Here is a 25710-nt window from a genome sequence, read left to right on the forward strand (position 1 = left end):
TTCCGGGTGGTGTCGAAGCCGGAGCAGAAGCACCCGTGGTGGAAGGTCATGTGCCTGACGGGCGTCGACTACTTCTCCTCGCTCGGGTACCAGCCGGGCATCGCCGCCCTGGCCGCGGGCGTGCTCTCGCCGATGGCGACCCTGGTCCTCGTCGGGCTCACGCTGCTCGGCGCGCTCCCGGTGTATCGCCGTGTCGCGCAGGAGAGCCCGCGCGGTGAGGGCTCGATCGCCATGCTGGCGCGGCTGCTGCCGAAGTGGGGCGGCAAGATCTTCGTCCTGGTCCTGCTGGGGTTCGCGGCGACCGACTTCATCATCACCATGACGCTTTCCGCCGCCGACGGTGCGGCCCACGTCGTGCAGAACCCGTTCGCGCCCGCGGCTCTGCGTGGGGAGAACCTGCTGGTCACGCTGGTCCTGCTGGGTCTGCTCGCGGCCGTCTTCCTCAAGGGCTTCGCCGAGGCGATCGGGATCGCGGTCGCGCTCGTCGGGGCCTACCTGACGCTGAACCTCGTGGTGGTGGCCGCCGGGCTGTGGCACGTGGTGACCGCGCCCTCCGTGGTCACGGACTGGACCGCGGCCCTCACGGCCGAGCACGGCAGCCCCTGGATGATGGTCGCGATCTCGCTGCTGGTGTTCCCGAAGCTCGCGCTCGGCCTGTCCGGCTTCGAGACGGGGGTCGCGGTGATGCCCCAGATCGAGGGCGATCCGAGCGACACCAGGTCCGCGCCGCGCGGCCGGATCCGCGGGGCGCGGCACCTGCTGACCACCGCCGCGCTGATCATGAGCGCATTCCTCATCGTGACCAGCTTCCTGACCACCGTGCTGATCCCGGCGGACGAGTTCAAGGCAGGGGGACAGGCCAACGGGCGTGCGCTGGCCTACCTGGCCCACGAATACCTCGGCAACGTCTTCGGGACCGTGTACGACGTGAGCACCATCGCGATCCTCTGGTTCGCCGGTGCCTCGGCCATGGCAGGCCTGCTCAACCTGGTCCCGCGGTACCTGCCCCGGTTCGGCATGGCCCCGGACTGGGCGCGGGCGGTGCGGCCGCTGGTGTTGGTGTTCGCTGCGATCGCGTTCGGCGTCACCTGGTATTTCGACGCCAGCGTCGACGCCCAGGGCTCGGCCTACGCCACCGGGGTCCTGGTGCTGATCACCTCGGCCGCCGTCGCCGTCGCGCTGTCCGCGTACCGGCGGGGTCAGCGTCGCAAGGCGATCGGCTTCGTGGTGGTCGCGGTCATCTTCGTCTACACGACCGTCGTCAACATCGTCGAACGCCCGGAGGGCCTGCACCTGGCGATCCTGTTCATCCTCGCCATCCTGACCGTCTCGTTCGCGTCCCGCTTCACGCGGGCCTACGAACTGCGTGCCTACTCGGTGAGTTACGACGCCACCGCACGGGAGCTGATCGACGAGGCCGCGCGGGGGGTCATCCGGATCGTCGCCCACGATGCCGACCGTCCGTATCCGGAGGCGTATCGGGCGAAGGAGTCAGCTCGGCGGCGGGTCAGCCGGATCCCGGCCGCCGAGCACCTCGTGTTCCTCGAGGTGAGCGTCACCGACGCGTCGGAGTTCGCCACCGACCTGCGGGTGCACGGACATCACCGCGAGGGGTTCCGGGTGCTGACGGTTCGCAGCGCGGCCATCCCCAACTCCATCGCCGCGATCCTGCTCGACATCCGGGACCGGACCGGGACGGTCCCGAACGTGTACTTCGAGTGGACGGAGGGAAACCCGGTCCGCAACCTTCTGCAGTTCCTGTTCTTCGGGCACGGCGAGGTGGCGTCCGTGACCCGGGAGGTGCTGCGCCGCGCCGAGCCCGATGTGTCTCGCAGACCGCGCGTGCACGTCGGATAGGCTCGATCACCCCATGCGAGTCGACGGACGAGAGATCCCGGTCCAGGGCAGCCTCCTGCAGCCGTTGCGTCGGCGTACCAATGATCAGCTCCGTGTCGTGCTGGCGGCGCTGTGCATGGGCGCGGTGATCGCCACGTCTCTGATCACCCGCGGCCGCTGGGAGGCCGTGGAGAACTCGGTGTCGGACCTGATCGGGGTCGCCTCGCCGGAGGTGTCGACCCGGATCTACCTGCTGTACGGCGCCGCGATCGTGATCCTCCCGTTCGCGATCCTGGTCGGCCTCGTCCTGGGCCGACGCTGGAAGCTGCTCGCGGGGTACGCGACCGCGGGACTGCTCGCCGTCGTCGCGCTGTCCATCACCGGCACGGGGGTGTCCGCGCCGAAGTGGCACCTCGACCTGGACGGGCACCTCGACACCTTCGTGTCGCAGTTCCTCGACGACCCGCGCTGGATCGCGATGCTGGCCGCCATGCTGACCGTGTCCGGTCCGTGGCTGCCCGCCCGCTGGCGTCGGATCTGGTGGCTGCTGCTGCTGGCCTTCGTGCCGATCCACCTGTTCGTCAGCGCCGTCGTCCCCGCGCGGTCGATGCTGGGGCTGACCGCAGGGTGGCTGATCGGCGCGCTGGTGGTGCTGTTCGTCGGCACGCCCGCGCTTGAGGTCCCGGTCGATCTCGCGGTCCGGATCCTCGGCAGGCGCGGTCTGCGGGTGGACGCGTTGTCGGTGCTCAGCCCCACCGGATCGGGCCCGCTCGTGCTCGCCGCCGACTGCAGTCCCGGTTGGCGCAAGGTCGATCTCGGCGTCGACCTCCGGAAGGCGGGCGCGGACGACGCGGTGATCCTCGAGCTCTTCGGGCCGCACCAGCGCAGCGAGGGCGCCCTCCGCCAGGTCTGGCACTGGCTCACCTTCCGGAGCTCGGAAACGCCTGCGCCGTACGCGTCGCTGCGCCGGGCGGTCGAGCACCGGGCGCTGATGTCGACCGCGGTCGCACGGATGGGGCTCTCGTCCAGCCTGGCCGTCGCGGTGTCCCCACTCGAGCGGGGCTGGATGCTCTACGCGCATTCGGTGCCCGCGGGGACCCCGCTCGAGCAGGCGGAGCCCGAGCACCTCGAGGCCGCTTGGTCCGGCCTCCGGATACTGCACGCGAATCAGGTCGCGCACGGTGACCTGCGCCCGGACAACCTCCGGATCAGCGGGGACCGAGTGCATTTCGAGGGCTTCGCGCACGCGGAGGTCGGTGCGTCGGACGCGCAGCTCGAGTCGGACATCGCCCAGTTGCTGCTGACCACCGGGGCACGGTTCGGGGCGGAACCCGCGGTGCGGGCGGCGCTCGCGACGCTGGGCGAGGACGCGGTCCTCGCGGCGTCGGGCCGGTTGACCAAGGCCGCGATGCCCAAGCGGCTGCGCCGGGTGCTGCCGGACGCGGACGAGCTGATGTCGGCCACGCGGCACCAGGTCCGGACCCAGACCGACTCCGAGGTGATCAAGACCGAGCAGGTCACCCGCTTCAGCCGGAATCAGATCATCCAGCTGGTGCTGCTGATCGGACTGGTCTATGTCGCCTACCCGTTCGTCAGCCAGGTGCCGGCCTTCCTCACCGAGCTGAAGACCGCGAACTGGTGGTGGGCGCTGCTCGGCCTGGTGGTGTCGGTGTCGAAGTACATCGGGACGGCGGTGGCGCTGTGGGCCTGCGCCTCGGAGTCGGTCCGGCTCAAGAACCTGGTGATCATGCAGTTCGCCAACACCTTCGCGGCCACCACCACGCCGGCGGGGGTCGGGGGCCTGGCGCTGAGCGTGCGGTTCCTGCAACACAACGGGCTCGGCGGGGTGCGGGCGACCGCGGCCGTCGCGCTGCAGCAGACCGTCCAGGTGGTCACCCACATCGGGCTGCTGATCCTCTTCAGCATCGCGGCGGGCAGGAGCGCGGACCTGTCCGGCTTCATCCCGAACGCCACGGTCATCTACCTGGTGGTCGGTGTCCTGCTCGGCGTGGTCGGCGCTTTCATGATCGTGCCGAGGTTGCGGCGCTGGCTGATCGACGAGCTGCGCCCCCAGATCGCCGACGTGAGCACCGAGCTGCTCGACCTCGCCCGTGATCCGGGCCGGTTCCTGCTGATCGTCGGCGGGTGTGCGGGCACCACTCTCGGTGCCGCGCTTGCCCTCTGGGCGAGCGTCGAAGCGTTCGGCGGCGAGGTCAGCTTCGTCACCGTCACGATCGTGACGATGATCGGCGGCACGCTGGCGTCCGCCGCCCCGACCCCGGGCGGTGTCGGCGCGGTCGAGGCGGCGCTGATCGGTGGGCTCGCGGCCTTCGGCGTGCCCGCCGCCGTCGCGGTGCCGTCGGTGCTGCTGTACCGGGTGCTCACCTGCTGGTTGCCGGTGTTCGCCGGCTGGCCGATCCTGCGTTGGATGCAGAAGATCGACCTCATCTAGCGCGTTCCCCTCAGCGCCTCCACCACCGCCGTCAGCAGCCGGACCGCGCCGTCCTTGTCGAGGGGGTCGTTCCCGTTGCCGCACTTGGGGGACTGCACGCAGGACGGGCACCCGGCCGTGCACTCGCAGGACCCGATCGCGTCCCTGGTGGCGCGCAACCAGCGCAGCAGCTCGGCGTGCCCGCGGTCCGCGAACCCGGCGCCGCCCTGATGGCCGTCGTAGACGAACACCGTCGGCAACCCGGTGTCCTGGTGCAGCGCCGTCGACACCCCGCCGATGTCGCCGCGGTCGCAGGTCGCCACCAGCGGCAGCAGTCCGATCGCGGCGTGCTCGGCGGCGTGCAGCGAGCCAGGGAACCGGTCCGCCGTGATGCCTGCCCGTTCCATCAACTCCGGTGTCACCGTGTACATCACCGCGCGCGTGTTCAGGCACTGGGGCGGCATGTCGAGCTCGATGGAGTCGAGGACCTCGCCGGAGGGCAGCCGCCGGAGGTAGCCGACCACCTGGTGGGTGACCTCGACCTCGGTCAGCGCCACCGTGACCGGGCCGTGCTCGGCGTGCTCGAGGAGGGAGGTGACGACGATCTCGGTGGTCTCGCGCGCCGAGGTGCTCCACTCCGGGGACTCGGCGTGCACCAGCGCCAGCCCTTCCTCCAGGTCGAGCATGTCCACCACGAAGGACTCGCCCTGGTGCAGGTGCACTGCTCCCGGGTGCGCGGTCGCGGGGGCGCGGCCGCCGTCGACGGTGCCGAGCAGGCGGCCGGACTCGGCGTCGACGATGGCGACCTGCTTGCCGATGCCGCCGCGGATGTCAACGGACGCATGGGGGTTGGACTCCGCAGTGACGAACCAGCCGTGCGCGCGACGCCGGATGAGCCCCCGCTCGGCGAGCCCGTTGAGCAGGTCGACGGCGCCGAACTGCTCGACCTCGGCGTCGCTGAGCGGCAGCTCCATCGCCGCGCACAGCAGCTGGGGCCCGAGCACGTACGGGTTGGACGGATCGGTGACGGTGGCCTCGACCGGTTTCTCCAGCAGCGCGGCCGGGTGGTGGACCAGGTACGTGTCGAGCGGATCGTCGCGGGCGACCAGCACCACCAGCGAGCCCTCGCCGCGGCGGCCGGACCGCCCGGCCTGCTGCCAGAACGAGGCGACGGTGCCGGGGAAGCCCGCGACCACCACCGCGTCGAGGCCGGCGATGTCGACCCCGAGCTCGAGGGCATTGGTGGTCGCGGCGCCGAGCAGGGTCCCGTCCGCGAGCGAGGCCTCCAGCTCGCGTCGGTCCTCGGCCAGGTAGCCGGCCCGGTAGGCGGCGACCCGTTCGGTCAGGTCCGGGGCGGACTCCGCGAGTAGCCTTTTCGTGCCCATCGCGGTCAACTCGGCGCCGCGGCGCGAGCGGACGAAGGTCAGGGTGCGGGCGCCCTCGATCATCAGGTCGGCCATGATCCGGGCGGCCTCCGACCCGGCGGCGCGGCGGACCGGGGCACCGTTCTCGCCGGTCACCTCGGCCATCAGCGGGGGCTCCCACAGCGCGACCGTCCGCGGGCCGTGCGGGGAGCCGTCGGCGGTGACCTCCTCGCATGGCGCGCCGATCAGCCGGGACGCCGCGGCTCCAGGCGCAGCGGTGGTGGCGCTGGCGAGGATGAACACCGGGTCGGCGGCGTAGCGGCGGGCGATCCGCTTCAGCCTGCGCAGGACCAGTGCCACGTTCGAGCCGAAAACTCCTCGGTAGGAGTGACATTCGTCGATCACGATGTAGCGCAGGTTCCGAAAGAAATGGGCCCAGCGCTGGTGCGAGCGCAGCATGCCGATGTGCAGCATGTCCGGGTTGGTGAAGATCCAGCGCGAGTTGGCTCGCACCCACTGACGCACCTCTGTCGGGGTGTCGCCGTCAAAAGCGTTGGGGTAGACGGTCGCGAGCGATTCGGCCTGCTCGGTGAGCGCGATGGTGGACCGGATCTGGTCGGCCCCGAGGGCCTTGGTCGGGGCGAGGTAGAGGGCGGTCGCGCGCGGGTCCTCGGCGAGGGCGGTGAGGATGGGCAGCTGGTAGGCCAGTGATTTGCCGGATGCGGTGCCGGTGGCGACCACGACGTGCGTGCCGGCCGCGGCGAGCGAGGCGGCGGCCTCCTGATGCGTCCACGGCAGCGGGATTCCGTTGCCGCGCATGGCATCGACGACATCGGGGTGAATCCACGATGGCCATTGCGTGAACCGGGACTCGCGAGCGGGCAGTTCCGCCACGTGGGTGAGCGGATCTTCGCCGCGGGGGGTGCCTGCGAGCACCCGATCGAGCAGCGACTGCCCGTAGCTTGCTGCGGCGGCCGGTTGGCTCACTGATAACTCCGAGTTCGTTGGTTGGCCGCGTAGACGTGCCCGTTCACCTGCGGTTTTGATGGTACTTGCCGGGATGTGTTTAACACTGTGTAGCCCTTGCCAATACTTGACGAGCGTCCAATAGAGTGGTTGCCGACGCGCCGTCGGATACAAGATCATTTCTTTACGACCATTGTTTGGATTTCGACTGTTGCCATCGCGCGAACCGTGATTGACTTATAAGTGGTCGCAGCTTCTGTGTTCGTGTACGCGCTCGCAGGATCGATGTTGCGAGCGCGGTGGCGATGCTTTTCCTGAGGGGGAAATCAGCGGTACAGCGGTCGGAACCGGCCCGGTGGACTGTTGACTGCTGTTCACCGAATCCGGTGTTAGAAAGTGAAGGAAAAGTATGGCACAGGGCACTGTGAAGTGGTTCAACGCGGAGAAGGGCTTTGGCTTCATCGCCCCCGAGGACGGCTCCGCTGACGTCTTCGTCCACTACTCCGAGATTCAGGGCAGCGGTTTCCGCACGCTCGAGGAGAACCAGCGCGTCGAGTTCGAGGTCGGTCAGGGCACCAAGGGTCCCCAGGCCACCGGCGTTCGCGCGGTCTGATTCATTCGTTCCTCGAGACGGATCATCTCGTCCCCCAGCGCCGTGAGGTGGTGGGGGACGAGTCGTTTCCCACCGGGCTCCGCGCGGCCTGCCGTGTCAGCGCGGGCCGGACGGCCGGATTGTCCTACTGTCCCTCTTGTGAACCAGCTGTCCTTCTTCTCCGCGGAGGCGGTGCCGCCCGCGGTATCGGACCTGAGCGGGCTGCTGGCCGCGCAGGGGCAGGTCTCCGCCGCCGCCGGCCGGGCCAGGGTGTCGGTCGTGGTCGACGCCTCGTGGCGGGCCGACGCCGTCGCCGAGCTGATCGAGGAGACCGGGCTGGCCGCCGAGATCACCCGATCCGATGAGGGCAGCCCCCTGGTCCGCACCGCATCGGTGCCCGAGCTGGCCGCGCTCGCGGCCCAATGGACCAAGGGTGCGGTCAAGGCGGTGCCCGTCGGCTGGATCCCGGACTCGCGCGCCCTGCGGGCCTGGGTGCTGGCCGCGGGCAGGTCCGAGGGTGAGGGCGATCGGTTCGTGCTCGGCCTCGACCCGCACGCCCCCGACACCCACCCGGTGCTCGCCCAATCGCTGATGCGGGCCGGGATCGCCCCCACCCTCATCGGCACCCGCGGAGCGGGCCCCGGGCTCAGGATCGTGGGGCACAAGCGGCTGATGCGGCTGGTCGAGAACATCGGGCAGGCCCCTGACCGGCAGGAGGCGCGCGAGGCCTGGCCGCAGGTGTAGAACAGTCGACACGGGATTGATCTGCAAAGATGGTCTCGCGGATGTGTCACTCTGTTACTGAAGTGATCGCCGTTTCGAGTCGAGGAAGGTGCAGGCAGCAAGGTGGCAGCTCGGGAGAAGGACACGGCGGGCGACAGCCCCGCCACAGCCGACCAGACGCGCCGTCTCGTGATCGTCGAGTCGCCGACCAAGGCCAGGAAAATTGCCCCCTACCTGGGCAAGAACTACGTCGTCGAGGCCTCGGTCGGCCATATTCGCGACCTCCCGCGTGGTGCGGCGGACGTGCCTGCCAAGTACAAGGGTGAGCCGTGGGCCCGGCTCGGCGTCAACGTCGACCACGACTTCGAGCCGCTCTACGTGGTGAGCCCGGACAAGAAGACCAAGGTCGCCGAGCTCAAGAGCCTGCTCAAGGACGCCGACGAGCTCTACCTCGCCACCGACCCCGACCGCGAGGGCGAGGCCATCGCCTGGCACCTGCTCGAGACCCTCAAGCCGAAGATCCCGGTCCGCCGGATGGTCTTCCACGAGATCACCAAGCCCGCCATCCTGGCCGCGGCCGAGGACACCCGCGACCTCGACCAGGACCTGGTGGACGCGCAGGAGACCCGGCGCATCCTCGACCGCCTCTACGGCTACGAGGTCAGCCCGGTGCTGTGGAAGAAGGTCATGCCGAAGCTGTCGGCAGGCCGAGTGCAGTCGGTGGCGACGCGCGTCATCGTGCAGCGCGAACGCGAGCGGATGGCCTTCCGGTCCGCCGAGTACTGGGACATCTCCGCCACCCTCGACGCTGGCGCCGAGGCGAACCCGCGCAGCTTCGGCGCGCGCCTGGTCAGTGTCGACGGCAGCCGCGTGGCCGCGGGCCGCGATTTCGGGGCCGACGGCCAGCTGAAGTCGACCGGCGTCACGGTGCTGGACGAGGGCTATGCCCGCCGCCTCGCCGAGGCGCTGCACGGCACCGATCTCACCGTTTCGTCCGCCGAGGACAAGCCGTACACCCGCAAGCCGTACGCGCCGTTCATGACCTCGACGCTGCAGCAGGAGGCGGCACGCAAACTGCGCTTCACTTCCGAGCGCACCATGCGGACCGCGCAGCGGCTGTACGAGAACGGCCACATCACCTACATGCGTACCGACTCGACCACGCTGTCGGCGTCGGCGATCTCCGCGGCGAGGGCGCAGGCCACCGAGCTGTACGGCGCCGAGTACGTCAGCCCGTCGCCGCGGCAGTACACCCGCAAGGTCAAGAACGCGCAGGAGGCGCACGAGGCGATCCGCCCCGCCGGCGACGTCTTCGCCACCCCGGGGCAGCTGCACTCGCAGCTGGCCGCCGACGAGTTCAAGCTCTACGAGCTGATCTGGCAGCGCACCGTGGCCTCGCAGATGGCGGACGCCCGCGGCACCACCCTGACGCTGCGGATCACCGGCACCGCGGGCACCGGCGAGGAGTGCACCTTCTCCGCGTCCGGCCGCACCATCACCTTCGCGGGCTTCCTCAAGGCATACGTCGAGAGCGTCGACGAGGAGGCGGGCGGCCAGTCCGACGACGCCGAGTCGCGGCTGCCAGTGCTCGTCGCCGGGCAGGCGGTCACCGCCACCAAGCTCGATCCGGACGGTCACACGACGAACCCGCCCGCCCGCTACACCGAGGCCAGCCTGATCAAGGCCCTCGAGGAGCTGGGCATCGGTCGACCGTCGACGTACTCGTCGATCATCAAGACGATCCTGGACCGCGGCTACGTCTACAAGCGCGGCAGTGCCCTTGTGCCGTCCTGGGTGGCGTTCGCCGTGATCGGCCTGCTGGAGGCACATTTCGGCAGGCTGGTCGACTTCGACTTCACGGCAGGCATGGAGGACGACCTCGACGAGATCGCCGGTGGCCGCGAGCAGCGCGGAAACTGGTTGTCCAGCTTCTACTTCGGTGGCGAGCGCGGCGCCGAGGGTTCGGTCGCGCGCTCCGGTGGACTGAAGAAGATGGTCGGTACCAATCTCGAGGACATCGATGCCCGCGAGGTGAACTCGATCCGGTTGTTCGCCGATTCCGAGGGCCGCGACGTCGTGGTGCGGGTCGGCCGGTTCGGGCCGTACCTCGAGCGCATGGTCGTCAATCCCGATGACCCCGACGGTGATCCGGTCTCGCAGCGCGCGAACCTGCCCGACGACCTGCCCCCGGACGAGCTGTCGCCCGAGTACGCGGAGAAGCTGTTCGCCACCCCGCAGGACGGTCGCAAGCTCGGCGTCGACCCGCTCACCGGGCACGAGATCGTCGCGAAGGAGGGGCGTTTCGGTCCGTACGTGACCGAGATCCTGCCCGAGCCGGAACCCGAACCCGAACCCGAGCCGGACATCGTGCCGGTCACGGCCGAGGGGGAGGGCGCCGTCACGACCAAGGCGCCCGCGAAGAAGGCCGCCGCGAAGAAGACCGCCAAGAAGGCCGCGGGCCCGAAGCCGCGGACCGGCTCGCTGCTCAAGAGCATGGACGTGGCGACGGTGACGCTCGAGGACGCGCTGCGGCTGCTCTCGCTGCCGCGCGTGGTCGGCGTCGACCCGGAGTCGAAGGAAGAGATCACCGCGCAGAACGGGCGTTACGGCCCGTACCTGAAGAAGGGCACCGATTCTCGTTCGCTGGAGAACGAGGAGCAGATGTTCACGGTGACCCTCGAGGAGGCGCTGAAGATCTACGCGGAGCCCAAGCGTCGGGGCCGCACGGGCGCGGCGACCCCGCCGCTGCGTGAGCTCGGCAAGGACTCGGCGACGGACAAGCCGATGGTGATCAAGGACGGCCGCTTCGGTCCGTACGTCACCGACGGCGAGACGAACGCGAGCCTGCGCAAGGACGACGATGTCGCGACCATCACCGACGAGCGCGCCTCGGAGCTGCTCGCCGACCGGCGCGCGCGTGGCCCGGTGAAGAAGAAGGCCGCCGCGAAGAAGGCGCCTGCCAAGAAGGCCGCTGCGAAGAAGACCGCGGCCAAGAAGGCGCCTGCCAAGGCGGCCGCGAAGAAGGCTGCAGCGAAGAAGTCCTGACCGACCCGCGCTGAGGTGGTGTAGCCGAGGTGGCGTATCGGGAACTGCGCGCGGAGGTTCCGGGGACGGTCGCCTGGTCGGTGATCGCCGGGCCCCGCCCGCAGCAGGACGAAGGCACCCTGGTCCTGCCCGACGGGTGCATGGATCTGATCTGGCACTGCGGCGGGCTGCTGGTGGCAGGCCCGGACACCCGGGCGCACCGCACCACCGCCGCGGGTACCAGGGCGATCGGCTTGCGGTTCGCGCCAGGTGTCGGTCCGCATGTGTTCGGTGTCCGCGCCGACGAGCTGCGGGACGTCCGGGTGCCGTTGGATCAGCTGTGGCCGGATGCGATGGTGCGCAGGCTCTTCCATGCCGCCGAGGCGGATCCGCTGCGGGCGATCAGTGCGGCGGCACGCGACCGTCTCGACGGGGTGGGGGGTCCCGTCGAGACCGCGATCGCGGCGCGGCTGGCCCGCGGTGTCCCGGTGGCGCAGGTCGCCGCGGATGTGGGCTGGAGCGAACGCCGTCTGCACCGAAAGTCCTTGTCCGCATTCGGGTACGGCCCGAAGACGCTGGCCAGGGTGCTCCGCTTCGACCGCGCGCTCGCGCTCGCCCGCGCGGGTGTCCCGCTCGCCAGGGTCGCGGCGGAGGCGGGCTTCAGCGATCAGGCACACCTGGCCAGGGAGGTCCGGGCGTTGTCCGGGGCCTCGATGACGGGGCTCCTCGGTCAGCCGGGCAGGGCCGAGAACAGCTCGATACCGTGGCCGTCCGGGTCCCTGACGACCGCGTAGCGCTGTCCCCAGAACGCGTCCCACGGCTTGGACTCCGCGGCGCAGCCTGCCTCGGTGAGCTCGCTGAACTTGGCGTCGACCGCTTCGGGCGTGCCGCAGTCGAAGGCCATCGAGGGGCCACCGGTCCCCTGCGTGAACTCGGGGGAGAAGCTGCGGATGACCTCGAGGGTGTCCCAGGCGACCCGCAGTCCGCCAGCCAGGGTGATCTCGTGGTGTTTCTCCTGGCCGGGATCGGCCGGCAGGTCGAAGCCGAGCCGCCGGTAGATGTCGAAGGATCGGGACAGGTCCGCGACGGCGAGACCGATCATCGAGAGCTGTGGTGTCATGCCGCGACGGTAGTTCCCTGCGGCCTGGACCGTCTTGAACGTTTCGGACACCCGCCCGGTGGCGTCGGCCCCGCCCGATAGGCTCGGCCCGTGGCGGGAGTATTCGATCGACTGGTCGGCCAGGAGCACGTCGAGGTGGAGCTGACCGGTGCCGCGAGGGCGGCAAGGGGCGGCGCCGAATCGGCGGGTTCGCTGATGACGCACTCCTGGCTGTTCACCGGGCCGCCCGGCTCCGGACGCTCCGTCGCGGCGCTGTGCTTTGCCGCCGCGCTGCAGTGCACCGACGAGGGCGAACCCGGGTGCGGGCGATGCCACGCCTGCACGACAACGATGGCCGGAACCCACGGCGACGTGCGCCGGGTGATCCCGGAGGGGCTGAGCATCAGCGTCGCGGAGATGCGCGGCATCGTGCAGACCGCGTCGCGGCGCCCCAGCACCGGGCGCTGGCAGGTGGTGGTGATCGAGGACGCGGACCGGCTGACCGAGGGCGCGGCCAACGCGCTGCTCAAGGTCGTCGAGGAGCCGCCTGCGCGGACCGTGTTCCTGCTGTGCGCGCCCTCGGTGGACCCGCAGGACATCTCGGTGACGCTGCGGTCCCGGTGCAGGCACGTGGCGCTGGTGACCCCGTCGGTGGAGGCGATCGCCGGGGTGCTGCGCGAGCGCGATCAGCTCGACGCCGAGACCGCGCTGCTGGCCGCCTCGATCAGTGGCGGCCACGTCGGCAGGGCCCGACGGCTGGCGACGGACGAGGAGGCCCGAACGCGGCGCGGCCAGGCACTGGGCATCGCCTCCGCGGCGACCCGCCCGGCCACCGGATACGCCGCCGCCGACGAGCTGGTCCGGGCCGCGGAGGCCGAGGCCAAGGAGATGAGCGCGGCCCGCGACGAACGCGAGACCGAGGAACTGCGCACCGCCCTCGGCGCGGGCGGGACCGGCAAGGGGGCGGCCGGCGCGCTGCGCGGGTCGGCCGGGGCGCTCAAGGACCTCGAGCGCAGGCAGAAGTCGCGGGCCACCAGGACCGGCCGCGACAGCCTCGACCGCGCCCTGATGGACCTGGCGGGGCTGTACCGGGACGCGCTGGCGGTCGCGCTGGGGTCGGGGGCGCAGCCGAACCACCCGGACAAGGCGGACCAGGTCAGGAAGATGGCCGCGGCGGGCAGCCCCGAGGCGCTGCTGCGGTGTGTCGAGGCGGTGCTCGAGTGCCGCGAGGCGCTCTCGATCAACGTCAAGCCCCGGTTCGCGGTGGCCGCGATGGTCGCCAAGCTGGGTGCCGAGCTGAAGTAGTGGGGGCCGTTTTCGCATCCGCGGGGTGAGCCGCTAGACTCCCTCTGGCTCGACCGCGAGGTCGGGCACGCCGCCTTAGCTCAGTCGGTAGAGCATTTCACTCGTAATGAAAAGGTCAAGAGTTCGATTCTCTTAGGCGGCTCCACTCGAAAGGCCCCTCGCCCGCACCCGCGGGAGAGGGGCCTTTCGAGTTCGGCGCGCGAGTGCGGGAGACTCCTCACATGACCACCGAACTCGAGCCGACGAAGTCCACCCGCGCCTGTCGCCGCGTCGTGACCGGAGCCGCCGTCGGCGCGCTCGTCGCGGTGGGGTTCGTCGTCGCCAACCGGTTCCGGACCCGCCCGTCGGTCACCCAGGCGCTCTGGGACGCCGACCCGATCGGCCCGGACGACCTCGCCGGGTAGCCCGACCCGCGCTCAGTCGGTGACGGCGGCGAGCGCGTCGAACTCGCTCGCGTCGTGCGCACAGATGATGGTGACCTCGTCGCCGTGTGCGGCGTGCAGTTCGCGGAGCCTGCCCTGGTTGGTGATTCGCGACCGGCGATCCATCTCCATCAGGATCTGGGTCGCCCGCAGGCCCGGCGGGCAGGAGGGCGGGGTCAGCTTCTCGTCGGCGAAGTAGTACCCGTCGCCCGCGTGCAGGAACCAGCCGCCGCCGGGACGACGCACCGCCACCGCGCTGTGCCCGAAGGTGTGTCCGCGCAGCGGTATCAGCAGCACGTCCTCGCTGACCGCCTGCACCGATTCGAAGCCGAACCACCGGTCGCCGCCGGGGCGGTGCTCGACCCAGGTCGGATCGTGCGCCCACTGTTTCGCGCTGTACCGCGTCTTGTCGAGCAGCGTCGGCCTGGTGCGCGCGGTCGCGAGCTCGTCGGCGTGCACGTGCACGCGCGCCCACGGAAAGTCGCCGAGGCCGCCCGCGTGGTCGCCGTCCAGGTGGGTGACCACGATGTCGCGGACGTCGGACGGGTCGTAGCCGAGCGCGCGCACCTGGGCGACGGCGGTGAGCGCGAGGTTCATCCTGGCGCCGACCGACATCACGAACGGCCTGCCGAGCCTGCCGACCGGATCGGCGACGTCGGCCGTGCCGAAGCCGGTGTCCACCAGCGTCAGGCCCTCCGGTCCCTCGACCAGCAGGCAGTGGGCGACCAGGCGTGACGGGGCGAGGCCAGGGACGAGGCCTGCGCTGGGGCACATCGTCGCGCAGCTGAGGTGGTGGATGCGTTGGCTCACGATCGACAACTCTGCGGCCTGGTCGTGTCCGGCGCAACAGCGGACCGGCGCCAGAGCCGCCGGGATCACGTGGTCGGATTCGGAACCCGAGTGTCGGGTATTGACCGGGGCGATGCGTACCCTACTTTGGGTCGCGGCTGGATCGCCCGGGCTGGACTGCGCCGGAATGCCAGGCCGCAGAGAGGATTCGACGATGAAGTTGATGTACGCCCTCTGGGGGCCGCGCTTGTCGGACACGTTGTTCGCTGAGCAGCTCCGCGAGCGACTCGCCGCGCTCGGAGCCACCAGGTTCCAGGTCAACATCGACGATGCCGACGTGGCGCCCGCGCAGCTCCGCCTGACGACCTACGAGCGGCCCGTCGGTGCCATCGTCAGCATCTGGATTCCGCACGAGCTCGCGGCCGTCACCGAAGCCCTCTCGGCGGCTGCCGACCGAATCGCGGGATGGGTGGTCGAGGAACGGGTGTTGATGCCTGCGCCATCGACAGCGAACGGAGTCCGCACCGAGGCCCTGGCCAACGTCGCACTGCTGCGGATCCCCGCCGGGATGGATCGACCCGAATGGCTCGACCGCTGGCAGAACCACCACACCACCGTGGCGATCGAGACCCAGGCCACCTTCGGCTACGTGCAGAACACCGTGGTCGAGCCGCTCACCGCGGGCGCCCGGGTCGACGCTCTTGTCGAGGAACTGTTCCCGATGGCCGCGATGACCGATCCGCACGCGTTCTACGGGAGCGCAGGGGACGACGCCGAGCTCGGGCGCCGGGTGGCGCGGATGATCGAGAGCACCGCCACCTTCGGCGCGAGCACCGACGTGGACGTGATCCCCACCAGTCGATATGTGTACGACCGGACCGGGGAGCGGCCTACCTGGTGATCTGCTCCAGGATCACCCGGTGCACGTGCTGCGCCTTCTCGATGCCGCGGAAATCGGCCTCGTAGGTCTGCTGGCCGATGTCAACGGCGATGCTGCTCGACGAGAAGAAATGTCCGGCCCACGATTTGTTGCTGAGAAAGGACACCGACCGGACATTCTTGTACGGAATGGACGTGATCGCGGTTCTGCTGCCGACGAAGCTCTTGTCCTGAATGACGACGCGGAGATCGGTCAGTCCGATGAATCCGGTGCCCGCACCGATGCAGTCGTAGACGGCGATGATCGTCTCGCCCTCGAGAATCGCCTGCTGTACTTGCTTGAGCTGTTCGGACTTGTCGAATATCGGTTCGGTCATGTCTGTCTCCTTGTCGCTGCCGTTCGTCTCGCAGTCTCAGGAGCCGACGTAGAAGACCCTCGACACTCGCGATCCCGGCGTCGTTGCCTGTGCTTTGGGATCAGGCGAAATGTAGCCCTCGAGAACCGGCCGGACAAGGACCGTGGCCGAATGTCGTTCCGGGCTATGGTTTGGGAAGTGAACCACCACCCTGCGGACAGGAAGTGGCGCCATGTCGGACCCGAATCAGCCCCAGCAGCCCGGCCCGACGTCGCCAGGTCCGCCGCCGCCCCAGCCCCCGTACGGCCAGCAGCCGCCGCAGTACGGGCCGCCGCAGTACGGTGCCCCGCAGTACCCGCCGCCAGGTCAGCCGCCCTACGGCGGCGCGCCGCAGTACCCGCAACAGCCGGGCTATCCGCCGCCGGGCCAGCCCTACGGCAGTCCGCCACCGCCCGCCTACCCGTATGCCTCCTGGTGGTCTCGGGTCGGCGCGTATCTGCTCGACCGGATCGTGGTCCCGCTGCCCGGCTACCTGCTCGCGGGGCTCGGGGCATTCATCGCATTCAAGGACTCGAGCTCGGTCACGACCACCTACTCGGGCGACTATTACTACGACTCCGACACCGAGCTGACGAATGTCAACGGCGTCGGCGTGGCCATCATGGTGGCCGGGATTCTGCTGGCGCTCGCGTTGCTGGTCTGGAACATGGTGTTCCGGCAGGGCAACACCGGGCAGACGCTCGGCAAGAAGTGGCTGAGCATCTCGGTGGTCCGCGAGGCGGACGGACGGCCCCTCGGTCCAGGCATGGCGTTGGTGCGGTGGTTGCTGCTGTGGATTCTCGGCGACCTCTGCTTCCTGAATTTCCTGTGGCCGCTGTGGGATCCGCGGCATCGGTGCTGGCACGACATGCTGGTCACCTCTGTCGTGATCAAGGGCGCGGTGACGGCCCCGCAATGAGTGTCATGGTGACGCGATGACGGTGATGCAGACGGGGAGCAGGGCCCGCTCGATGCGTGCGCCGATGGCCGTCGCGGCGGCAGGCCTCGGCGCGGCGACCCTGCTCTACCTGCGCGACCCGCACCGCGCGGGCGCCTACGGGTTCTGCCCGTTCCACGTGCTCACCGGCTGGTGGTGCCCGGGCTGCGGTGGGCTGCGCGCGGTGAACGACCTCACCCACGGGGACCTGATCGGGTCGCTGTCGAGCAACGTGCTGATCCTGCCGCTGGTGCTGGTATTGGCGGTGGCGTGGATGCGCTGGCTGCGGCGGCGGTGGGGCGGGGTCGACGACCGGATGATCGTGCTCGGCCGGTCCGCCACGATCGCGATACTGGTGTTGTCGGCGGTGTTCACCGTGGTGCGTAACACCCCGTGGGGTGCGGTGCTCGCGCCGACCTGACGACCGATGAACTCGACCTGGAGGTATCCGATGGCAATGCAGATCTTCTCGCTGATCGTGCTCGTCGGCGCGCTGGTCGTCCTCATCCCGGTCGCGCGTCGGGTGTTCCGCAAGCACGACGACTGATTCGGCGCGTCCGGTCGACAGCGGCGGTCGCTCTGGTCAATGCTCAGCTATGGCCGAATCGCTGAAGGACCGCGTGCGGGAGAAGCTGCTTCGTCAGATCGCCGAGGACGGCGGCCATCCCTCCGAGCGCGGCGAGGGCAACGATCCGCGGCTGGTCGCGCTCGACGACGACCTCGCCGCACTGGACGAGGCGCTCGACGACGATCCCGTGATCGAGCACCTCGCGGCCAAGTACTGGGTGCCATAGGCCACCCCAGAAATACCACCCCACCTGCGGCGGTGCTGCGCGCGGCCGGTATAAATACATCTTGTGTCTAAGTTGCATTCGGCGGCGGAGGTCGTCTACCGCGAGGTGAAGGAGCGGATCCTGTCCGCCGCGCTGCCCGGTGGTGAGCTGATCAGTGAGGGCGAGATCGCCGCCGAGATGGGTACCAGTCGCACCCCCGTCCGCGAGGCGTTCCTCCGGCTCGAGGCCGAGGGTTGGATGCGGCTCTACCCCAAGCGCGGGGCGCTGATCGTGCCCGTCGCCGACGGCGAGGCCGAACACGTCGTGGCCGCGCGCAGGCTTGTCGAGACGGACGCCGTCCGGACCGTCGCCGGCAACGAGACCGCCAGGACCGGGTTGGCCTCGGCCCTGCGCGCGAACCTCGTCGCTCAGCGCGAGGCGGCGGCGAGCGGGGACGTGGACGGGTTCAGCGGCCTCGACGCCGACTTTCACGGGCTGATCGTGCGCGCAGGCGGCAACCCGCTGCTCGTCACCTTCTACGCCCGCCTGCGCGAGCGGCAGCGGCGAATGACCGCGCGCTCGCTGGCCAGGGACCCGCTGCAGCTCGCGTCGATCATCGACGATCACACGGCGCTGGCCGACCTGGTCGAATCGGCGGACGCCGACGGCTACGACGCCGCCGTCACGGTGCACATGCGCCGCGTGCACGGCCTGCCGCTGCTGTCGGCCGGTGCCCGATGAGCGTGCAGACCGGCACCAGGGCCGACACCGCACCGGCCGCGCTCGGCCGCCGTGCGCGGAACCGGACCGTGGCGCCGTGGGCGCTCGTGTCCGCGGCGATGTTCGCTGTCGCGTGGGGCGGCAACGAGTTCACCCCGCTGCTGGTGATGTACCGCCTCGACCACGGCTACTCCCCGGTGGTGGTGGACAGCTTCCTGTTCGCGTACGTGTTCGGCATCGTGCCCGCCCTGCTCATCGGCGGGCCGCTGTCGGACCGGCTCGGCCGACGGCCGGTGATGCTGCCCGCCCCGTTCATCGCGGCGGCCGGATCCCTTGTGCTCGCCACCGGAGCGGACAGCTCCGTGCTGCTCGTCGGCGGACGCATCCTCAGCGGCATCGGTCTCGGCATCGGCATGGCGGTCGGCGGCAGCTGGCTCAAGGAACTGTCGGCGGAGCCGTGGGATCGGCGCGCGGGCGCCGGTTCGGGTGCCAGGCGCGCGGCCATGAGCCTGACCGCCGGGTTCGCCCTCGGCGCCGGGGTCGCGGGCGTGCTGGCGCAGTGGGCGCCGTGGCCGAGCGCACTGGCGTACCTGGTGCACATCTCGATCGCCGTGGTCGCGGGGGTCGCCCTGTTCGCGACGCCGGAGACCCGGCCCGTGGTGCCCGCCGATCAGCGCGTCCCGCTCCGCGAGGACTTGCGGATCCCGGCGGCCGGGCACCTGCGCTTCCGGTACGTCATCGTCCCGCTCGCGCCGTGGGTGTTCGGGTCGGCCAGCTGCGCCTACGCGGTGATGCCCGCGCTGATGGCCGAGCACAGCGGGGGTCGTCCTGTCGCGTTCTCGGCGCTGCTCTGCGTGGTCGCGCTGGCCGGGGGGTTCTCGATCCAGGCCGTGGGCAGGCGCATCGACACCCCGCGCAGCGCAAGGGCGGTTGCCGTCGCGCTCGCGATCCTGGTGGTGGGTATGACCGTCGCCGCGGTCGCCGCCGACCGGCTGACGGTCCCGCTGGCGCTGGCGGCGGCCGTCGTGCTCGGCGGTGGCTACGGCATGGCGCTGGTATCCGGGCTGCAGGAGATCCAGCGGATCGCGCGCCCCGACGACCTTGCCGGGCTCACCGCGGTGTTCTACTCGCTGACCTACATCGGGTTCGCGGTCCCCGCGGCGATGGCGCTGTGTGTGCAGGCCTGGCCGACGGTGTTCAGCTACCCGCTGCTGTTCCTGATAGGCGCCGTCGTCGCCGCGGCGTCCCTGGTGCTGGTGCTGGTCAAGAGCCGATCGCACCTGCCGACCCGCTGACAGCGGGTGGCGAGGTGGCGGCGGGCCTAGGCGGGCAGGGGGACCGGAACGCGGAGGTCGCCGATCTCTACACCCGTCAGATTGGCGCCAACGCCGGGCGTGGACAGCGGGCCGACGGCGGTCTCGCCTGCCCTCGCGTTGAAGCTGTCGCTGGGGAGCTGTGCCGAGGCGATGCCTGCACCCGCCGTGAGGACGAATGCGGCGGTGGCCAGCGCGGCGGCGGCGCGGTTGAGGGTTCTGGTGGACATGTCGGGGCCTTTCGGTCGGGAGGGCGGTCGGGGCGGCACGAGGCGACCCTGCTCAGGGGGCCGGCGCGGCCTCGGGCGAGGAGGCGGGCCGGGCCCCTGTGCTGAGACGAGGACTTGCCCCAGGCAAGAACTGGTCGCGATCAGCAGAACGTCACGAAGGCGCAGCTGCCGCCTGCGCCGCCGTTGCCCACGTTCGGCGAGCCCTGGTTGTTGCCGTTCGAGAGCAGCTGGATGCCGCCGACGCCGACGTTGAACGAGCCGCCGTTCCCGCCGTTCGGGTCGGCGGATGCAACACCAGCGCCTGCGCCCAGGGCGGCGGCCGAGAGGGCGAGGGCGGCAATGGTTCGCTTGATCGTGTTCGACATGTGAATCTCCTTGCTGGGTGGTGGTTTTGCTGACACGACAAGAGTCGCGTGTCAGCACCCACCGCCGCTATCCACCACAGGAGGGAAACCCGTCACCACCCTCCGCAGCCGCCTACGGCATCGCCTTCTGGAACAGCCACGCGTCCCACAGCGGGCGCAGCGACCGATCGGTGTAATGCGCCGCCAGGTCGGTGAATTCCTCGGTGGTGACGGTGCCGTGGCGGTGCTTGGCCGTCCACTGCCGGAGCAGGTCGAAGAAGGCCTCGTCGCCGAGCGTGGTCCGCAGCGCGTGCAGGGTGAGGGCGCCGCGCTTGTAGACCCGGTCGTCGAACATCAGCTCGGGCCCCGGGTCGCCGAGCAGCACGTCGTACGGCAGCCCGGTGAGGTTGCGGTGCGCCTGGGTCGCGATCTCCTGCGCCGACGGCCCGCCGGAGTTCTCCGACCACAGCCATTCCGCGTAGCAGGCGAAGCCCTCGTGCAGCCAGATGTCGCGCCACGACCCCAGCGTCAGGCTGTTGCCGAACCACTGGTGCGCCAGCTCGTGCGCGACCAGCCGTTCGGCGCTGCGCCTGCCGTCGCAGTGGTTCGCGCCGAAGACCGAGATGCCCTGCGCCTCAATGGGAATCTCCAGTTCGTCGTCGGTGACGACGACGGTGTAGTCCTCGAACGGGTAGGGCCCGAACAGTCGGACGAAAGTCTCCATCATCTGCGGCTGCCTGCCGAAGTCGTGCTCGAACGCCGTCCGCAGCCGCTGGGGGAGCACCGCGTGCATGGGGACGGCACCGTTGTCGACGTGCCTGCGCTCGTACGGTCCGATCTGGATGGTGGCCAGGTAGCTGGCCATCGGCTCGGTCTGTTCGTACACCCAGGTGGTGTGGCTGGCGCGGACCTGCTTGCGCACCAGCGCGCCGTTCGCCAGCGCGTAGTACGGCGAGTCCGTGGTGATCGAGATCCGGTAGCTGGCCTTGGAGCCGGGATGGTCGTCGCAGGGAAACCAGGACGCGGCGCCGTTCGGCTGGCTGGCCACCAGCGCGCCCTCGGTCAGCTCCTCCCAGCCCACCTCGCCCCAGAGGCTGCGGATCGGTTTCGGGGTGCCCGCGTACTGCACGGTGACCGACAGCGCGCCGCCCGCCGGGATCGCATGCGCCGGGGTGATCGTCAGCTTCCCCTGCTGGTGGGTGTACTTCGCGGGCCTGGCACCGTTGACCGACACCTTGGACACCGACAGGCTCTGCGACAGGTCGAAGGCGAACTTCGCCCGGATCTCCGTGGTGACGGCGGTGACCGACGCCTTGCCGGACAGCCGGTTCCCGTGCACCTTGTAGGTCAGGTCCAGCTCGTAACGCGACACCCGATAGCCGTGGTTGCCGACGTGGGGCAGGTACGAATCGATCGGTTCCTCGTAGAACTTCCCCGGCTTCACCATCGTCACGCCCAGGGGGTGATCGGGTTGCCCTGCCAGCGGGTGTTCGGCGGCACCGTGTCGCCGCGCATCACGAGCGACGCGGGCCCGACCGTGGCCCCGTCGCCGATACCTGCCGCGGGCAGCGCGACGCAGTGCGGTCCCAGGGTTGCTCCGTTGCCGAGGGTGACGGTGTCCATGGACATGATCCGATCATGGAACAGGTGGGTTTGCACGACGCAACCCCGTTCCACGGTCGCGCCGTCGCCGAGGGTCACCAGGTCCGCCTCTGGGAGCCAATAGGATTCGCACCAGACGCCGCGGCCGATCGTCGCACCCATGCCACGGAGGTAGACGGCGAGCACGGCGGTGCCGGTGGCCGCGCGCGCGAACCAGGGCGCGGCGACGGTTTCCACGAAGGCGTCCGACACCTCGTTGCGCCAGACGAAGGAGCTCCACAGCGGGTGCTCCACCTTCCGGATCCGCCCGACGACGAGCCACTTCGCCACGACGGAGGCGGTGCCGGCCACCGCGCCCGCGACCAGCAGCACGATCCCGCTGAACAGGGCCGCGAACCAGAAGCCGACCGCGCCCGCCATCGCCTGCAGCGCGAACAGCACGCCGAGGCCGATGCCGAAGGTGATCATGACCGGGATCAGCCGGCACGTCTCCACGACGGCCCTGGCGACCTTGAGCCGCAGCGGCGGTTCGAACGTCCGGGACGAGTCGGTGTCGCCCACCGACCGGCGCAGCCGCACCGGCGGGCTGCCCAGCCACGACGAGCCGGACTTGGCCTTGCTCGGCGCGGCGGACAGCACCGCGACCAGACCGTTCTTCGGTACCCGCCGACCGGGCCCCGCCATCCCGGAGTTGCCGAGGAAGGCGCGCTTGCCGACCTTGGCCTCCTTGATGTGCAGCCAGCCGCCGCCGAGCTCGTAGGAGGCGACCATGGTGTCGTCGGCGAGGAACGCGCCGTCCGCGACCGTGGTGAACTTCGGCAGCACCAGCGCCGTGGAGATCTCGGTGTTCTTGCCGATGTTCGCGCCGAGCAGCCGCATCCAGACCGGGGTGAGCAGGCTGGCGTACAGCGGGAACAGCAGGGTCCTCGCCGAGTCCATCAGCCGCTCGGTCGCCCAGACCTGCCAGCCGACGCGGCTGCGCACCGGGTGGTAGCCCTCGCGCAGGCCGATGCCGAGCAGCCGGACCGCGATCAGGGTCAGCGCCGCGAACACGGCGAGCGTCAGGACCGTCGCCGCAGGCAGCCAGGCGAGCGCCCGGCCCGCCGCGGAGCCGAGGTCGGGGGTGTCGTGGACGCCCCAGCCGATCAGCGCGATCCCGGCTGCGAGCGCGAGGATCGGCATGCCGGCGATGACGACGGAGGTGAGCCCGAACACGGGCACCCAGTGGGTCGCCAGCGGTGGGCGCTCGGTCGGCCACGGGTGGGTGGCCTTGCCGACCTTGACGGCGGGCGAGCCGGCCCAGCTCTGCCCGGCCTTGACCCGCCCCGTCACCGCCGAGCCGGGCGCGACCTCGGCGTTCTTGCCGACACGGGCGCCGGGCAGCAGCGTGGAGCGGGCCCCGATCGCCGCGCCTGCGCCGATCCGGATCTCTCCGATGTGCACCACGTCGCCGTCGATCCAGTGCCCGGTCAGGTCGACCTCTGGCTCCACCGAGCAGCCGTCGCCGAGCACGAGCATCCCGGTCACCGGCGGCAGCGTGTGCAGGTCGACCCCGCGGCCCACGGTCGCGCCGAGGGCACGCGCGTAGTAGATCATCCACGGCGCGCCGGACAGGTTGGCGGCGCCGCTGGCCTCGGTGAGCCGGTGCGCGACCCACAGCCGGACGTGTTCGCTGCCGCCGCGCCGGTAGGTGCCGGGGGCGAGCCCGCGCAGCAGCAGCCGGCAGCCGGCGACGGAGATCGCCATCCGGCCCAGCGGGGTGATGAAGGCGACGAACGCGGCCAGCACCGCCCACCAGGACACGGTCGGCGCCCATGGCACGTCGGCGAACAGGGCGAAGACGTTGTTGACGATCGCCAGCCAGGTCACCCACTGCAGCCCGGTCAGGGTGGTCAGCGGGATGGTGAGCAGGATCTGCGCGAGCTGGGTGGACCGTGGGGTCGGCTCGACGTTCCTCGGCTCCGCCGTCACGCTCGGTGCGAGCTCGTCGAGGAACCCGGCCAGCGAGCCGAGCCGCGGATGGTCGTACACCTGGGCGACGGTGACCTCGGGGAAGCGCTCCCGCAGCGCGGTCACCACCTGGGCGGCCGCGAGCGAGCCGCCGCCGCTGGCGAAGAAGTCGTCGTCGGGACCCGTGATCTGCGCGCCGAGGATCGACGCCCACAACCCGGCCACCCAGGCCGCCGTGCCCTCGAGTCCGGCGCCTGCGGCGGCGTCCCCTGTGCCCGCGCCCGGCAGCGGCCACGGCAGCGCCGCCCGGTCCACCTTGCCGGAGGTGCGGGTGGGCAGCTCGTCGAGCAGGGCGAGCCTCGGCACCAGCGCCGCGGGCAGCCGCTCGGCGAGCAGTTCGCGGGCCGCTGCGACATCGAAGTCGGGGTCCGTGCTGGCCAGGTACCCGACGAGGATCGAATTCCCGGCGGCGGTCTTGCGGACGGCGGCCGCGGCCCCGCTCACCCCCGGCAGGTTCTGGAGCGCGTTGTCCACCTCGCCGAGCTCGATGCGTCGACCCCCGAGCTTGACCTGGTCGTCGGCGCGACCCTGGAACAGCAGCCCCTCGAGCTCGAGGCGGACCAGGTCGCCGCTGCGGTAGGCGCGGTCCCAGCCGAGAGAGGGCATCGGCGCGTACTTCTCCGCGTCCTTCGCCGCATCGAGATAGCGGGCGAGGCCGACCCCGCCGATCACCAGCTCGCCGACCTCGCCGACCGTGACCGGGTTGCCCTCGCCGTCGACCACGGCCAGGTCCCAGCCGTCCAGCGGCAGCCCGATGCGGACCGGGCCGGTGCCGTCCATCAGCGCGCCGCAGGCGACGACAGTGGCCTCGGTCGGGCCGTAGGTGTTCCACACCTCGCGCCCGTCGACCGCCAGCCGTTCGGCCAGCTCCGGCGGGCAGGCCTCGCCGCCGAAGATGAGCAGCCGCACCGCTTCGAGGGCCTCGGCGGGCCACAGCGCGGCCAGCGTCGGCACGGTGGAGACGACGCTGACATCGCGTGAGACCAGCCACGGGCCCAGGTCCATTCCGCTGCGGACCAGGGCGCGCGGCGCGGGGACCAGGGTGGCGCCGTGCCGCCAGGCCAGCCACATCTCCTCGCAGGAGGCGTCGAAGGCGACCGACAGCCCGGCGAGCACCCGGTCGCCCGGACCGAGCGGCGCGTGCTGCAGGAACATCCGCGCCTCGGCGTCGACGAACGCCGCCGCGTTCCTGTGGCTGACCGCGACGCCCTTGGGGGTGCCGGTGGATCCGGAGGTGAAGATGATCCAGGCGTCGTCGGCGACGGTGGGGACCCGCGGAGCAGGCGGGTCCTGACGCTCGGGAGCGGTGCCGGGCTCGATGGAGTCGCCGGTGATGATCGCGGCCACCTGGGCCTCGCCGAACACCAGCTCCGCGCGCTCGTCGGGGTCGTCCGCGTCCACCGGCACGTAGGCGCAGCCCGCGGCGAGGACCGACAGGATGGCCACGTACAGGGTGTACGAGCCGGACGGCATCCGGATGCCGACGCGGTCGCCCGCGCCGACCCCGGCCTCACCGAGCTGCTGCGCGCCCCGGTACATCTCCTCGAGCAGTTCGAGGTAGGTCAGGGTGGTGGTGCCGTCGTCGATGGCGAGCGCCTCGGGGTTGGCCTCGGCGGTCGCGATGACGATGTCGATCAGGGTGCGTGGCGCGGGAGCCAGTGACGACCGAAGGTACTCGGTCGGGATCACCTGGGATCGGTCCGTTACCGGTTGGAACTGCAGTGGCACCCGGATTTCCTGTCTGAGTCGGCTGGCTGTCGAGTCGTTATCTCATGACAAGTTTGCTAGCTGGTGAACTCGCGGACGAATGCGGCGCGCAGTAGAGGGGGATCGGAGCCCGCGCGGGCGACGGAAACTGCCGCTGAGACATGCGAGAAGACTACGCCCGAAAATTTCTTCCGCCGTGGTGTCGTATTCGGGGTGGCGCCTTCGTCGCCTGGGTAGAGGGGCCTCCCG

22 protein-coding genes and 1 tRNA gene are annotated in these 25710 nt (G+C 70.6%); 15 read left to right on the forward strand and 8 right to left on the reverse strand.

The genetic code is table 11. The features are described from left to right. The first annotated feature begins 48 nt into the window (after nt 1-48). The gene (locus RM1_RS06325; RefSeq protein WP_245816107.1) at nt 49-1857 is read left to right on the forward strand and encodes an APC family permease; all 1809 of its coding nucleotides are present in this window, start codon (nt 49-51) and stop codon (nt 1855-1857) included. Nucleotides 1858-1870: 13 nt separating this feature from the next. Next, nucleotides 1871-4288 (forward strand): lysylphosphatidylglycerol synthase domain-containing protein, encoded by a 2418-nt coding sequence (locus RM1_RS06330; RefSeq protein WP_072750493.1) that lies wholly within the window; start codon nt 1871-1873, stop codon nt 4286-4288. On the opposite strand, the gene RM1_RS06335 is transcribed toward RM1_RS06330, so the two are convergent. Further along, the gene (locus RM1_RS06335; protein WP_072750494.1) at nt 4285-6618 is read right to left on the reverse strand and encodes a DEAD/DEAH box helicase; all 2334 of its coding nucleotides are present in this window, start codon (nt 6616-6618) and stop codon (nt 4285-4287) included. The two genes, RM1_RS06330 and RM1_RS06335, sit on opposite strands and share 4 nt — an antisense overlap. Before the next feature lie 388 nt (nt 6619-7006). Between RM1_RS06335 and RM1_RS06340 the strand changes: the two genes are divergently transcribed. From RM1_RS06340 to RM1_RS06355, 4 genes are all read left to right on the forward strand, one after another. Beyond that, complete coding sequence (locus RM1_RS06340) at nt 7007-7210, forward strand: cold-shock protein (protein WP_005248460.1); 204 nt, start codon at nt 7007-7009, stop codon at nt 7208-7210. Between the two features lie 138 nt (nt 7211-7348). Next, a complete protein-coding gene (locus RM1_RS06345; protein ID WP_072750495.1) occupies nt 7349-7933 on the forward strand; it encodes a hypothetical protein in 585 nt (194 codons plus the stop codon). Nucleotides 7934-8035: 102 nt separating this feature from the next. Further along, the gene (gene topA / locus RM1_RS06350; protein WP_072750496.1) at nt 8036-10957 is read left to right on the forward strand and encodes a type I DNA topoisomerase; all 2922 of its coding nucleotides are present in this window, start codon (nt 8036-8038) and stop codon (nt 10955-10957) included. 29 nt (nt 10958-10986) lie between these two features. Next, entirely contained in the window at nt 10987-11730 is a 744-nt protein-coding gene (locus tag RM1_RS06355) for a helix-turn-helix domain-containing protein (RefSeq protein WP_072750497.1), read from the forward strand. Here RM1_RS06355 and RM1_RS06360 read toward each other — a convergent pair. Next, nucleotides 11667-12056, reverse strand: a complete 390-nt coding sequence (locus RM1_RS06360; RefSeq protein WP_072750602.1) for a VOC family protein — start codon at nt 12054-12056, stop codon at nt 11667-11669. The two genes, RM1_RS06355 and RM1_RS06360, sit on opposite strands and share 64 nt — an antisense overlap. 90 nt (nt 12057-12146) lie before the next feature. On the opposite strand from RM1_RS06360, the gene RM1_RS06365 reads away from it, so the two are divergent. From RM1_RS06365 to RM1_RS06375, 3 genes are all read left to right on the forward strand, one after another. Continuing rightward, a complete protein-coding gene (locus RM1_RS06365; protein WP_027500392.1) occupies nt 12147-13340 on the forward strand; it encodes a DNA polymerase III subunit delta' in 1194 nt (397 codons plus the stop codon). A gap of 69 nt (nt 13341-13409) precedes the next feature. Continuing rightward, nucleotides 13410-13485, forward strand: a tRNA-Thr gene (locus RM1_RS06370). A gap of 76 nt (nt 13486-13561) precedes the next feature. Beyond that, on the forward strand, nt 13562-13744 hold the full coding sequence (locus tag RM1_RS06375) for a hypothetical protein (protein WP_072750498.1): 183 nt from the start codon (nt 13562-13564) through the stop codon (nt 13742-13744). Between the two features lie 12 nt (nt 13745-13756). On the opposite strand, the gene RM1_RS06380 is transcribed toward RM1_RS06375, so the two are convergent. Next, a complete protein-coding gene (locus RM1_RS06380; RefSeq protein ID WP_245816083.1) occupies nt 13757-14572 on the reverse strand; it encodes an MBL fold metallo-hydrolase in 816 nt (271 codons plus the stop codon). 193 nt (nt 14573-14765) lie between these two features. Between RM1_RS06380 and RM1_RS06385 the strand changes: the two genes are divergently transcribed. After that, nucleotides 14766-15452: an EthD domain-containing protein gene (locus RM1_RS06385; RefSeq protein ID WP_072750499.1), complete on the forward strand. Its 687-nt coding sequence runs from the start codon at nt 14766-14768 to the stop codon at nt 15450-15452. Here the strand turns inward: RM1_RS06385 and RM1_RS06390 are convergent. Beyond that, nucleotides 15442-15807: a PH domain-containing protein gene (locus RM1_RS06390; RefSeq protein ID WP_072750500.1), complete on the reverse strand. Its 366-nt coding sequence runs from the start codon at nt 15805-15807 to the stop codon at nt 15442-15444. The genes RM1_RS06385 and RM1_RS06390 overlap by 11 nt on opposite strands. A gap of 211 nt (nt 15808-16018) precedes the next feature. Here RM1_RS06390 and RM1_RS06395 point away from each other — a divergent pair, with 211 nt between their 5' ends. From RM1_RS06395 to RM1_RS06415, 5 genes are all read left to right on the forward strand, one after another. Continuing rightward, nucleotides 16019-16744 carry an RDD family protein gene (locus tag RM1_RS06395; protein WP_072750501.1) on the forward strand — a complete coding sequence of 242 codons (726 nt, stop codon included), beginning with the start codon at nt 16019-16021 and terminating at the stop codon, nt 16742-16744. Nucleotides 16745-16760: 16 nt separating this feature from the next. Continuing rightward, nucleotides 16761-17183 carry a DUF2752 domain-containing protein gene (locus RM1_RS06400; protein ID WP_072750502.1) on the forward strand — a complete coding sequence of 141 codons (423 nt, stop codon included), beginning with the start codon at nt 16761-16763 and terminating at the stop codon, nt 17181-17183. Nucleotides 17184-17358: 175 nt separating this feature from the next. After that, nucleotides 17359-17556: a hypothetical protein gene (locus tag RM1_RS06405; RefSeq protein ID WP_027500443.1), complete on the forward strand. Its 198-nt coding sequence runs from the start codon at nt 17359-17361 to the stop codon at nt 17554-17556. A gap of 63 nt (nt 17557-17619) precedes the next feature. Beyond that, nucleotides 17620-18276, forward strand: coding sequence for a GntR family transcriptional regulator (locus RM1_RS06410; protein ID WP_072750503.1), 657 nt, complete (start codon nt 17620-17622; stop codon nt 18274-18276). Between the two features lie 98 nt (nt 18277-18374). Continuing rightward, nucleotides 18375-19550 carry an MFS transporter gene (locus RM1_RS06415; RefSeq protein WP_245816108.1) on the forward strand — a complete coding sequence of 392 codons (1176 nt, stop codon included), beginning with the start codon at nt 18375-18377 and terminating at the stop codon, nt 19548-19550. Nucleotides 19551-19576: 26 nt separating this feature from the next. Here RM1_RS06415 and RM1_RS06420 read toward each other — a convergent pair whose 3' ends face one another. The 4 genes from RM1_RS06420 to RM1_RS06435 all read right to left on the reverse strand — a co-directional run bounded on the left by RM1_RS06420 (nt 19577) and on the right by RM1_RS06435 (nt 25482). Then, nucleotides 19577-19798, reverse strand: a complete 222-nt coding sequence (locus RM1_RS06420) for a hypothetical protein (protein ID WP_072750505.1) — start codon at nt 19796-19798, stop codon at nt 19577-19579. 140 nt (nt 19799-19938) lie between these two features. Beyond that, nucleotides 19939-20163: a hypothetical protein gene (locus RM1_RS06425; protein ID WP_072750506.1), complete on the reverse strand. Its 225-nt coding sequence runs from the start codon at nt 20161-20163 to the stop codon at nt 19939-19941. 112 nt (nt 20164-20275) lie between these two features. Then, entirely contained in the window at nt 20276-21589 is a 1314-nt protein-coding gene (locus RM1_RS06430; RefSeq protein WP_072750507.1) for a M1 family metallopeptidase, read from the reverse strand. Between the two features lie 2 nt (nt 21590-21591). Beyond that, nucleotides 21592-25482, reverse strand: coding sequence for a Pls/PosA family non-ribosomal peptide synthetase (locus RM1_RS06435; RefSeq protein ID WP_072750508.1), 3891 nt, complete (start codon nt 25480-25482; stop codon nt 21592-21594). Between the last annotated feature and the right edge of the window lie 228 nt (nt 25483-25710).

Source organism: Rhodococcus maanshanensis NBRC 100610, assembly GCF_001894865.1.
Taxonomy (GTDB): domain Bacteria; phylum Actinomycetota; class Actinomycetes; order Mycobacteriales; family Mycobacteriaceae; genus Rhodococcus_G; species Rhodococcus_G maanshanensis.

Coding starts and splice junctions, on each gene's coding strand:
- RM1_RS06325 (WP_245816107.1), top strand. CDS start 49: ATGTGCCTGACGGGCGTCGACTACTTCTCCTCGCTCGGGTACCAGCCG.
- RM1_RS06330 (WP_072750493.1), top strand. CDS start 1,871: ATGCGAGTCGACGGACGAGAGATCCCGGTCCAGGGCAGCCTCCTGCAG.
- RM1_RS06340 (WP_005248460.1), top strand. CDS start 7,007: ATGGCACAGGGCACTGTGAAGTGGTTCAACGCGGAGAAGGGCTTTGGC.
- RM1_RS06360 (WP_072750602.1), bottom strand. CDS start 12,056: ATGACACCACAGCTCTCGATGATCGGTCTCGCCGTCGCGGACCTGTCC.
- RM1_RS06375 (WP_072750498.1), top strand. CDS start 13,562: ATGACCACCGAACTCGAGCCGACGAAGTCCACCCGCGCCTGTCGCCGC.
- RM1_RS06385 (WP_072750499.1), top strand. CDS start 14,766: ATGAAGTTGATGTACGCCCTCTGGGGGCCGCGCTTGTCGGACACGTTG.
- RM1_RS06390 (WP_072750500.1), bottom strand. CDS start 15,807: ATGACCGAACCGATATTCGACAAGTCCGAACAGCTCAAGCAAGTACAG.
- RM1_RS06395 (WP_072750501.1), top strand. CDS start 16,019: ATGTCGGACCCGAATCAGCCCCAGCAGCCCGGCCCGACGTCGCCAGGT.
- RM1_RS06400 (WP_072750502.1), top strand. CDS start 16,761: ATGACGGTGATGCAGACGGGGAGCAGGGCCCGCTCGATGCGTGCGCCG.
- RM1_RS06405 (WP_027500443.1), top strand. CDS start 17,359: ATGGCCGAATCGCTGAAGGACCGCGTGCGGGAGAAGCTGCTTCGTCAG.
- RM1_RS06415 (WP_245816108.1), top strand. CDS start 18,375: ATGTTCGCTGTCGCGTGGGGCGGCAACGAGTTCACCCCGCTGCTGGTG.
- RM1_RS06420 (WP_072750505.1), bottom strand. CDS start 19,798: ATGTCCACCAGAACCCTCAACCGCGCCGCCGCCGCGCTGGCCACCGCC.
- RM1_RS06425 (WP_072750506.1), bottom strand. CDS start 20,163: ATGTCGAACACGATCAAGCGAACCATTGCCGCCCTCGCCCTCTCGGCC.
- RM1_RS06430 (WP_072750507.1), bottom strand. CDS start 21,589: ATGGTGAAGCCGGGGAAGTTCTACGAGGAACCGATCGATTCGTACCTG.